Below are 10032 nucleotides of genomic sequence, written 5' to 3' on the forward strand. Positions count from 1 at the left end.
GTCCGATCAGACGAACAGGAAGTCGCCCGAATCCACCGTGCCATGGTCGACATTCAGCAGCGTGACCCGGACATCGCCGAAGCTCAGCACCGTATTCGCGCCCGACTGGCTGATCGCCACCTGCGAGAAACTGCTGGCGCCGCTGTCGATCACGATCTTGTCGGTGTTGACCTGGAAATCCTGGATGACATCACTGCCGTGGCCCGCACGGAAGATGAACTGATCCGCCCCGGCGCCGCCGATCATCACGTCAATGCCGACACCGCCCAGCAGCTGATCGTCGCCCAGCCCGCCCGACAGCAGGTCCGAACCGGCTGCCCCGGCCAGGCTGTCATTGCCGGCATTGCCGTAAAGCAGGTTGGACAGGTCATTGCCGACCACCCGGTCCGACCCCGATCCGCCGATGACGTTCTCGACATCGGTGATCTGGTCAAGGCCGTGGCCGGTGGTCTGCGCGCGCGTCAGGCTAAGCGCGACGCGCACCGCCGACGGGCCGTTGAACACCACCGTGTCATTGCCCAGGCCGCCGCGGATCACGTCATTGCCCGCCCCGCCGGTCAGCACGTCATTGCCCGCGCCGCCGTCCAGAACGTCATTGCCATTGGCGCCGATCAGTTGATCCGCCCCGGCCATCCCGAACAGCTGGTCGTTACCGCCGCCGCCGGTCAGCACATTGGCCTGGCCATTGCCGGTGATCACGTCGGCCCCGGCCCCGCCGGTGACGTTCTCGATGTTCAGCACCGTGTCGACACCGTAGCTGCCGGTGCTTTGCGCCCCGGTCGTGCCCAGGTTCACCCGCGCCGCTCCGGCCCCACTGAACACAAGCGTGTCGATGCCCGCGCCGCCATCCAGCAGGTCATTGCCCAGGCCGCCGTCAACCACATCATTGCCCGCACCGGCGCGCACCGTGTCATTGCCGCCCCCGGTCTGCACCACATTGGCCAGGCCGTTGCCGGTCACGCTGTCATTGCCGATCCCGGTGGTGACATTCTCGATCCCGGTCAGCAGGTCGTTGCCATAGCCGGTCTGCTGACGCCCGGTCAGGTTCAGGTCAACCTTGGCGGCGCGCGGAAAGGCAAAGGTCGCGGTGTCGATGCCGTCGCCGCCCATCATCACGTCGTCGCCCAGCGCACCCACCAGATAGTCATTGCCGGCGCCGCCGTTCAGCGTGTCATTGCCGCTGACGCCATAAAGCAGGTCATTGCCCGCGCCGCCGTCCAGACGGTCGTCGCCCGCACCGCCATAGAGCGTATCATTCAGCGCGGTGCCGATCAGCGTGTCATTGCCCGCCGTGCCGATCACCGGCATCGCCTTGGGCAGGGTGCTGCCCGACGCGGCACTGGCGGCCGCGAACACCGGGCTAAGGCTCAGGCCCTCGGCCAAGACCTTGTTCAGATCCAGAAGCGAGGCATAGGCGCCGCTTCTGGTCAGAAAAGACCCGGCCGCGGTAGAATTGGCAATGGTGGACATAACGGTAGACCTCAAGGAAAAAAACCCGTGCGCAGTATGTTAGCCTTGCAGATCGCGTGAATATGCCATGCTGGGTCAGCGGCCCTTGCGACGATAAAAGTCGGGTCGCACGGGTCGGAACGGACCGCCGCGCAACCCTGCATTGCAACCGTTTCCGCTTTGGTCCGGCGGCGCGCATCGCGGGCAGACAGCGGGCGGCTGCGATGTTAGAATCAGCGCCGCCACGTCGATGCCCGCCCGTTTGCGCCAACAGCGGGGCCTGACGGAACGATTTTTGTGATCACACTTTTCCGACGCGTGATCACATTCACATCTTTTCGGCCGTTTTCCGCCTTTCGTCGTGTATTTCCCTTTGTTCGGGGCCGCCGATGTGGCAATCACCAGCCAAACCCAAACCCTTTCAGACGTGGGACGGTGCCATGAACATCCATGAATATCAGGCCAAGGCTTTGCTGCGCGACTACGGCGTTCCGGTTTCCGATGGCCGGATCGTGCTGAAGGCCGATGAGGCCAAGCGCGCGGCCGGCGAACTGGATGGCCCGCTGTGGGTCGTCAAGGCCCAGATCCACGCTGGTGGCCGTGGCAAGGGCAAGTTCAAAGAGGCCGAGGCCGGTGAAAAGGGCGGCGTCCGTCTGGCCAAGTCGGTCGAAGAGGCCGACGAGCTGGCCCGTCAGATGCTGGGCCGCACGCTGGTGACCCACCAGACCGGCCCGGCCGGCAAGCAGGTCAACCGCATCTATATCGAAGACGGCAGCGACATCTCGCGCGAGCTTTATCTTGCGCTGCTGGTCGACCGCCAGACCTCGCGCGTCAGCTTCGTCGTCTCGACCGAAGGCGGCATGGATATCGAGGAAGTCGCGGCCAACACCCCCGAAAAGATCGTCAGCTTCAGCGTCGACCCGGCCTCGGGTCTGTCGGACTGGCACGGCCGCCGCGTCGCCTTCGCCCTTGGGCTTGAGGGCGCGCAGGTCAAGCAATGCGTGAAGCTGATCAAGGATCTCTATCGCCTGTTCATCGACAAGGACATGGAGATGCTGGAGATCAACCCGCTGATCGTGACCACCGATGGCAACCTCAAGGCGCTGGACGCCAAGATGGGCTTCGACGGCAACGCCATCTACCGCCACGCCGACATCGCCGCCCTGCGCGACGAGACCGAGGAAGACCCCAAGGAACTGGCGGCGTCGAAGTTCGACCTGAACTATATCGCGCTGGACGGTGAAATCGGCTGCATGGTCAACGGCGCCGGTCTGGCCATGGCCACGATGGACATCATCAAGCTGTATGGTGCGGAACCCGCGAACTTCCTGGACGTCGGCGGCGGCGCGACCAAGGAAAAGGTGACCGAGGCGTTCAAGATCATCACCAGCGACCCGAACGTGAAGGGCATCCTGGTCAACATCTTCGGCGGCATCATGCGCTGCGACATCATCGCCGAGGGCATCATCGCCGCGGTGAAGGAAGTCGGGCTGAAGGTTCCGCTGGTCGTCCGGCTTGAGGGCACCAACGTCGAAAAAGGCAAGGACATCATCGCCAATTCCGGCCTGAACGTGATCGCGGGCGACAACCTGTCGGACGCGGCGCAGAAGATCGTCAAGGCGGTGAAGGGGTGATGCGGGCCGCGGCTCTTGCATTGGCGCTGGTGGAGCTGCCTGCCGTGGCGCAGGCCGCCGATGCCAGTCTGTTGCAGCGCGCCGCCGATTTCGCGGCGATCTGTCAAAAGCACCTGCCCGATGTGAAAGCCGCGCGTGCCGCCTTCAAAACGGCGGGCTATCGCTATGAACAATCCGAACAGCGCCTGCACTATTACTCCGCAGATGGCTATCGGGTGGTTGCGGCGATTTCCTCGACGGCGGCCGATCCGAAATGCGTGATCGGCGTGTCCGGGATGACCCCGGCCGAGGCAGAATCCCTGCTGGCACCGATCATCGCTGCATCCAGGGCCAAGCCGGCTGATCCATCGGGCTATTTCAAGGCCGACAAGATCTGGAAAGGCACCTTCAACGGCGGGCCGATGGTGATGGGTGTCATCAACCATGTTGAGCTTGGCGTCTTGCGTGGGGCGGCCATCGTCGCCCGCGCTGGTGAATAGCCCCGAACCCGGAGACCGGACCATGAAATTCCCCCTCCTCACCGCTGCCGCCCTGGCCCTGACCGCCTGCGCGCCGGGCGTCGGCCTGAACCTGCCGGGCGGTGCGCCCGGTGCGATCCCGCCGGCGGGCAATGTCGCCACCGGCCCGGCGCTGGTCAGCCCGACCCGCGCCATCGGCCTGTTCGACAATGTCTGCGGTGCAAGCCTGCCGAAGTTCGCCAATGTCGCAGCGGCGGCCTCGGCCAATGGCGTCACCTCGCAGTCGGGCGGCGGCGTCGCCATCAGCCCGACCGAGGATGTCAGCTTCCAGGTCGTCAACGGCCCCGGCAACGGCACGTCCTGCGTGATGACCTTCAACACCACCGCCACCACGCTTGAGGTGTCGAACGCGCTGACCGCCGCTTATGGCGCGGTCCAGCAGACCCCCTTCGGGCCTGCCGCCAAATACCGGTCGCGCAACACGCTGGTGCTGATCGACCCCAATGTCACCGATCGCGGCTCGTCCCGCATCTTCCGTCTTTCGCTTCTGTCCGAACGTTAAGGAGCCACCATGGCCATTCTCGTCGATAAAAACACCAAGGTGATCTGCCAGGGCTTCACCGGCAGCCAGGGCACCTTCCATTCGGAACAGGCGATTGCCTATGGCACCCAGATGGTCGGCGGCGTGACGCCCGGCAAGGGCGGCACCCAGCACCTGAACCTGCCGGTGTTCGACAGCGTGCATGAAGCCCGCGCCAAGACCGGCGCCAACGCCAGCGCGATCTATGTGCCGCCGCCCTTTGCCGCCGACTCCATCCTTGAGGCGATCGACGCCGGGATCGAACTGATCGTCTGCATCACCGAAGGCATCCCGGTGCTGGACATGATGCGCGTCAAGCGCGCCCTGGCGGGCACCAAATCGCGCCTGATCGGGCCGAACTGCCCCGGCGTCATCACCCCCGACGAATGCAAGATCGGCATCATGCCCGGCCACATCCACAAGCGTGGCTCGGTCGGCGTCGTGTCGCGCTCGGGGACGCTGACCTATGAGGCGGTCAAGCAGACCTCGGACCTGGGCCTTGGCCAGTCGACCGCCGTCGGCATCGGCGGCGACCCGATCAAGGGCACCGAACATATCGACGTGCTGGAAATGTTCCTGAACGACCCGGAAACCACCAGCATCATCATGATCGGTGAGATCGGTGGCTCGGCCGAGGAAGAAGCCGCCGAGTTCCTGGCCGAACAAAAGAAAAAGGGCCGCTGGAAGCCGACCGCCGGTTTCATCGCGGGCCGCACCGCGCCGAAGGGCCGCCGCATGGGCCATGCCGGTGCCATCGTGGCCGGTGGCAAGGGCGATGCGGAATCCAAGATCGAGGCCATGAAAAAGGCCGGGATCGTCGTCGCCGACAGCCCCGCCCATCTGGGTGAGGCCGTGATGCAGGCCATCGACGCCGCCAAGTGATGCGTCAGCGGTCGGGGGCATCCGTCCCCGACCCGTCCTGTGGGGAGACAGGCATGACACCGCCCGCCCATCCGCCAGCCAGACCGAAGGCCCAGCCAGGGGCAGGCCTGCGGCGCGCGGCGCTGACCGCCACCACGCTGGCCGTTCTGGCAGGTTGCGGCGCGGCGCCCGGCGGGCGCGATCATCGTAACCCCAATGCCGACTGGCCCCAACTGACCGGCCTGCCGCCTCAGGCGGTCGCCGGCGTCAGCCAGACCGAACGCGGCGGTCTGGTGCTGGTCGAAACCGGCAGCGTCACCAACGCCCAGGCCGCCGCCGTCGCCACTCATCTGTGCGCCGCCTCGAACCGTCGGGCCGCCGCGCCGGGCGTGATGCAGCCCGTCGCTGGCCACCGCAAGATCCGCAAAATCGTCGTCACCTGTCAGCGCTGAGGCTCCGACAGTTTGCCCAAGAGGTCCAAGAATGAACGACCAGTCCCCGAATGCCGCTTTCCACGATTCCAGCTTTTTGCAGGGCCATAACGCCGATTATGTGGAACAGCTTTACGCCAGTTACGCCGCCGATCCGGCCTCGGTCGATGCGGCATGGGCGGATTTCTTTGCCAGCCTGGGCGATGCCGAAGGCGATGTGACGCGCGCCGCCAGCGGCCCGTCCTGGGCGCGCGCCGATTGGCCGCCGCAGACCGCCGATGACCTGACCGCCGCGCTGACCGGCGAATGGCCCGCCGCGCGTGAGGCGAAAGCCGCCGGTGACAAGATCACCGCCAAGGCCGCCGAGCAGGGCGTCAAGCTGTCGGACGATCAGGTGAAACGCGCCGTGCTGGACAGCATCCGCGCGATCATGATCATCCGCGCCTATCGCATCAACGGCCACCTGATCGCCGATCTGGACCCGCTGGGCCTGCGCGACGTCAAGCCCCACCCGGAACTGGACCCGGCCCATTACGGCTTTACCGATGCCGACATGGACCGCCCGATTTTCATCGACAATGTGCTGGGCCTGACCCATGCCTCGATGCGGCAGATCCTGGACATCGTGCGGCGCACCTATTGCGGCACCTTCGCGCTGCAATACATGCACATTTCCGACATGGAACAGGCCTCCTGGCTGAAGGCCCGGATCGAGGGGCTGGGCAAGGAAATCGCCTTTACCCGCGAAGGCCGCCGCGCCATCCTGAACAAGCTGGTCGAGGCCGAGGGCTTTGAAAAGTTCCTGCATGTCAAATACATGGGCACCAAGCGGTTCGGCCTTGACGGGGGCGAGGCGCTGATCCCCGCGATGGAGCAGATCATCAAGCGCGGCGGCGCGCTTGGGGTCAAGGACATCGTGATCGGGATGCCGCACCGCGGCCGCCTGTCGGTTCTGGCCAACGTCATGGGCAAGCCCTTCCGCGCCATCTTCCACGAGTTTCAGGGCGGCAGCTACAAGCCCGAGGATGTCGACGGTTCGGGCGATGTGAAGTATCACCTGGGCGCAAGTTCGGACCGCGCCTTTGACGGCAATTCCGTCCACCTGTCGCTGACCGCGAACCCCAGCCACCTCGAGGCGGTGAACCCGGTCGTGCTGGGCAAATGCCGCGCCAAGGGCGACCAGCTGGGCGACCGCGCGCCGCGCACCAGCGTGCTGCCGGTGCTGCTGCATGGCGATGCGGCCTTTGCCGGTCAGGGCGTCGTGGCCGAATGCTTCCAGCTTTCAGGGATCAAGGGCCACCGCACCGGCGGCACCATGCATATCGTGGTGAACAACCAGATCGGCTTTACCACCGCGCCGCATTTCAGCCGCACCAGCCCCTATCCCACCGATATCGCGCTGATGGTCGAGGCGCCGATCTTCCACGTCAATGGCGACGACCCCGAGGCCGTGGTCCATGCCGCCAAGGTCGCGACCGAGTTCCGCCAGAAATTCGCCAAGGATGTCGTGCTGGACATCTTCTGCTATCGCCGCTTCGGTCACAACGAAGGCGATGAGCCGATGTTCACCAACCCCGCGATGTACAAGACCATCAAGGGCCACAAGACGACGCTGCAACTTTACACCGAACGTCTGGTCAAGGACGGCCTGATCCCCGAGGGCGAGATCGAGGATATGAAGGCCGCCTTCCAGGCGCATCTGAACGAGGAGTTCGAGATCGGCAAGAACTTCAAGCCGAACAAGGCCGACTGGCTGGATGGCAAATGGTCGGGCCTGTCGACCGAGGGCGCCGAATATGACGCCGGCCGCACCGCCATCGCGCCCGAGACGATGGCCGAGATCGGCACCGTGCTGACCACCGTGCCGGACGGGTTCGACATCCACAAGACCGTCGCCCGCCAGCTTGACGCCAAGTCGCAGATGTTCGCCAGCGGTCAGGGCTTTGACTGGGCCACCGCCGAGGCCCTGGCCTTTGGCAGCCTGCTGACCGAAGGCCACCCGGTGCGCCTGGCCGGTCAGGACAGCACGCGCGGCACCTTCAGCCATCGCCATTCCGCCTTCATCGACCAGAACAGCGAGGAACGCTATTACCCGCTGAACCACATCCGTGCCGGTCAGGCCGCGTATGAGGTGATCGACTCGATGCTGTCGGAATATGCGGTCCTGGGCTTTGAATACGGCTATTCGCTGGCCGAACCGAACGCCCTGACGCTGTGGGAAGCCCAGTTCGGCGACTTCGCCAATGGCGCGCAGATCATGTTCGACCAGTTCATCAGCTCGGGCGAACGCAAATGGCTGCGGATGTCGGGCCTTGTCATGCTGCTGCCGCACGGGTTCGAGGGGCAAGGCCCCGAGCATTCCAGCGCCCGTCTGGAACGGTTCCTGCAAATGTGCGCCGAAGACAACTGGATCGTCGCCAACTGCACCACGCCGGCGAACTATTTCCACATCCTGCGCCGCCAGTTGAAGCGCGGCTTCCGCAAGCCCCTGGTGCTGATGACGCCGAAATCGCTGCTGCGTCACCCCAAGGCCGTGTCGACGGCGGATGAGTTCACCACCGGCTCGACCTTCCACCGGGTGTTGCAGGACGATGCCGAACGCGGCCGCGCGGGCCTGACCTTGGCCGCAGACGACCAGATCAAGCGCGTCGTCATTGCCTCGGGCAAGGTCTATTACGACCTTCTGGCCGAACGCGATGCGCGCGGCCTGAACGACGTCTATCTGCTGCGTCTGGAACAGTTCTACCCCTTCCCGCAACAGTCGCTGATCAAGGAACTGTCGCGCTTCAAGGGTGCCGAAATGGTCTGGTGCCAAGAGGAGCCGAAGAACCAGGGCGCCTGGTTCTTTGTCGAGCCGAACCTGGAATGGGTGCTGAACAAGATCGAGGCGACCCACCGCCGCCCGGTCTATGCCGGCCGCGCCGCATCTGCCTCGCCCGCGACGGGTCTGGCCAGCCGCCACAAGCACGAACAGGAAACCCTGGTCGATCAGGCGCTGACAAAGGGCTGGGGCCATGACTGAGGTCCGCGTCCCCACCCTGGGCGAAAGCGTCACCGAGGCCACGGTGGCGACCTGGTTCAAGAAACCGGGCGATGTCGTGGCGGTTGATGAAATGCTGTGCGAACTGGAAACCGACAAGGTGACGGTGGAAGTGCCGTCCCCTGCCGCCGGCATCCTTGGCCCGCTGGTCGCCGTCGAGGGCGCGACCGTCGGGCCGGATGCGCTGCTGGCGACGATTTCCGAACAAGATCAAGATCATCCGGGGACCAAGGCCAAGGCCGCCCCGCAGGAGGGAACAATGTCCAAGAATATCGACGTGATGGTGCCGACGCTGGGCGAGAGCGTGACCGAGGCGACCGTGGCCACCTGGTTCAAGAAGGTTGGCGATGCGGTGGCGCAGGATGAAATGCTGTGCGAACTGGAAACCGACAAGGTGTCGGTCGAGGTGCCCAGCCCCGCCGCCGGTGTTCTGGCCGAAATCCTGGCCCCCGAGGGCGCGACCGTCGACGCCAAGGCAAAGCTCGCGATCATCACCGAAGGCGCCGCCGGTGCCGCCCCCACCCCGGCCAAGGACACGCCCGCCGAAAAGGCCGAGGCCGTCGGCTCGCCCGGTGCCGGGCCGGAGCAGTTGACCCCGCGCAGCGATGTCGAGGATGCGCCTTCGGCGAAAAAGGCGATGGCCGAAAAGGGCATCGACCGTGACGCCGTGGCCGGATCGGGCCGCGATGGCCGGGTGATGAAGGAAGACGTGGCGAAAGCCGCCACTGCCCCCGCCCGCACCGCCAGCGCGCCGGAACCCGCGCAACTGCCGCGCAACGCCAGCGCCCCGACCGACGCCGCCCGCGAAGAGCGCGTCAAGATGACCCGCCTGCGCGCCACGATCGCCCGCCGCCTGAAAGACGCGCAGAACACCGCCGCGATGCTGACCACCTATAACGAGGTGGACATGAAAGGCATCATGGACCTGCGCAACGAATACAAGGATGCCTTTGAAAAGAAACACAAAGTCAAACTTGGCTTCATGTCCTTCTTCGTCAAGGCCTGCTGCCACGCGCTGAAGGAAGTACCCGAAGTCAATGCCGAGATCGACGGCGGCGATGTGGTCTATAAAAACTACGTCCACATGGGCGTGGCGGTCGGCACGCCTTCGGGTCTGGTCGTGCCGGTCGTGCGCGACGCCGACCAGAAATCCTTCGCCCAGATCGAGAAAGAGATCGCCGAACTGGGCCTGCGCGCCCGCGACGGCAAGCTGACCCTGCCGGAAATGCAGGGCGGCAGCTTCACCATCTCGAACGGCGGGGTCTATGGCTCGCTGATGTCCAGCCCGATCCTGAACCCGCCGCAATCGGGGATCCTGGGCATGCACAAGATCCAGGACCGCCCGGTGGTGGTCGGCGGCCAGATCGTGATCCGCCCGATGATGTATCTGGCGCTGAGCTATGACCACCGCATCGTCGACGGCAAGGGCGCCGTGACCTTCCTCGTGCGCGTGAAAGAAGCGCTGGAAGACCCGCGCCGTCTGCTGATGGATCTGTAAGCACCAAAGGGGGGGGGGGGGGGGGGGGGGGGGGGGGGGGGGGGGGGGGGGGGGGGGGGGGGGGGGGGGGGGGGGGGGGGG

The 10032-nt window shown here is 65.3% G+C and carries 8 protein-coding genes; 7 read left to right on the forward strand and 1 reads right to left on the reverse strand.

Annotation, left to right across the window (positions count from 1 at the left end; all coding sequences use genetic code 11):
* Positions 1 to 6: 6 nt before the first annotated feature.
* Positions 7 to 1485 carry a calcium-binding protein gene (locus ACEYYA_RS14555; protein WP_374801646.1) on the reverse strand — a complete coding sequence of 493 codons (1479 nt, stop codon included), beginning with the start codon at positions 1483 to 1485 and terminating at the stop codon, positions 7 to 9.
* Positions 1486 to 1889: 404 nt separating this feature from the next.
* Between ACEYYA_RS14555 and sucC the strand changes: the two genes are divergently transcribed.
* From sucC to odhB, 7 genes are read left to right on the forward strand one after another with little or no spacing between them, the layout of a single operon-like run.
* Positions 1890 to 3083, forward strand: coding sequence for an ADP-forming succinate--CoA ligase subunit beta (sucC, locus tag ACEYYA_RS14560; protein ID WP_374801647.1), 1194 nt, complete (start codon positions 1890 to 1892; stop codon positions 3081 to 3083).
* Positions 3083 to 3562, forward strand: coding sequence for a hypothetical protein (locus tag ACEYYA_RS14565; protein ID WP_374801648.1), 480 nt, complete (start codon positions 3083 to 3085; stop codon positions 3560 to 3562). The genes sucC and ACEYYA_RS14565 overlap by 1 nt, the downstream gene beginning before the upstream one ends.
* Before the next feature lie 22 nt (positions 3563 to 3584).
* Complete coding sequence (locus tag ACEYYA_RS14570) at positions 3585 to 4103, forward strand: hypothetical protein (RefSeq protein WP_374801649.1); 519 nt, start codon at positions 3585 to 3587, stop codon at positions 4101 to 4103.
* A gap of 9 nt (positions 4104 to 4112) precedes the next feature.
* Positions 4113 to 5003 (forward strand): succinate--CoA ligase subunit alpha, encoded by an 891-nt coding sequence (sucD, locus tag ACEYYA_RS14575; RefSeq protein WP_374801650.1) that lies wholly within the window; start codon positions 4113 to 4115, stop codon positions 5001 to 5003.
* Positions 5004 to 5056: 53 nt separating this feature from the next.
* On the forward strand, positions 5057 to 5434 hold the full coding sequence (locus ACEYYA_RS14580; protein WP_374801651.1) for a hypothetical protein: 378 nt from the start codon (positions 5057 to 5059) through the stop codon (positions 5432 to 5434).
* Positions 5435 to 5465: 31 nt separating this feature from the next.
* Entirely contained in the window at positions 5466 to 8435 is a 2970-nt protein-coding gene (locus ACEYYA_RS14585; protein WP_374801652.1) for a 2-oxoglutarate dehydrogenase E1 component, read from the forward strand.
* Complete coding sequence (gene odhB, locus ACEYYA_RS14590) at positions 8428 to 9951, forward strand: 2-oxoglutarate dehydrogenase complex dihydrolipoyllysine-residue succinyltransferase (RefSeq protein ID WP_374801653.1); 1524 nt, start codon at positions 8428 to 8430, stop codon at positions 9949 to 9951. The genes ACEYYA_RS14585 and odhB overlap by 8 nt, the downstream gene beginning before the upstream one ends.
* The last annotated feature ends 81 nt before the right edge of the window (positions 9952 to 10032 follow it).

The sequence above is a fragment of the Paracoccus zhouxuedongae genome, assembly GCF_041927815.1.
Taxonomy (GTDB): domain Bacteria; phylum Pseudomonadota; class Alphaproteobacteria; order Rhodobacterales; family Rhodobacteraceae; genus Paracoccus.

Bases quoted from the DNA above. Each gene is read 5' to 3' on its own strand.
- sucC (WP_374801647.1), top strand. From the start codon at position 1,890: ATGAACATCCATGAATATCAGGCCAAGGCTTTGCTGCGCGACTACGGC.
- ACEYYA_RS14565 (WP_374801648.1), top strand. From the start codon at position 3,083: ATGCGGGCCGCGGCTCTTGCATTGGCGCTGGTGGAGCTGCCTGCCGTG.
- ACEYYA_RS14570 (WP_374801649.1), top strand. From the start codon at position 3,585: ATGAAATTCCCCCTCCTCACCGCTGCCGCCCTGGCCCTGACCGCCTGC.
- sucD (WP_374801650.1), top strand. From the start codon at position 4,113: ATGGCCATTCTCGTCGATAAAAACACCAAGGTGATCTGCCAGGGCTTC.
- ACEYYA_RS14580 (WP_374801651.1), top strand. From the start codon at position 5,057: ATGACACCGCCCGCCCATCCGCCAGCCAGACCGAAGGCCCAGCCAGGG.
- ACEYYA_RS14585 (WP_374801652.1), top strand. From the start codon at position 5,466: ATGAACGACCAGTCCCCGAATGCCGCTTTCCACGATTCCAGCTTTTTG.
- odhB (WP_374801653.1), top strand. From the start codon at position 8,428: ATGACTGAGGTCCGCGTCCCCACCCTGGGCGAAAGCGTCACCGAGGCC.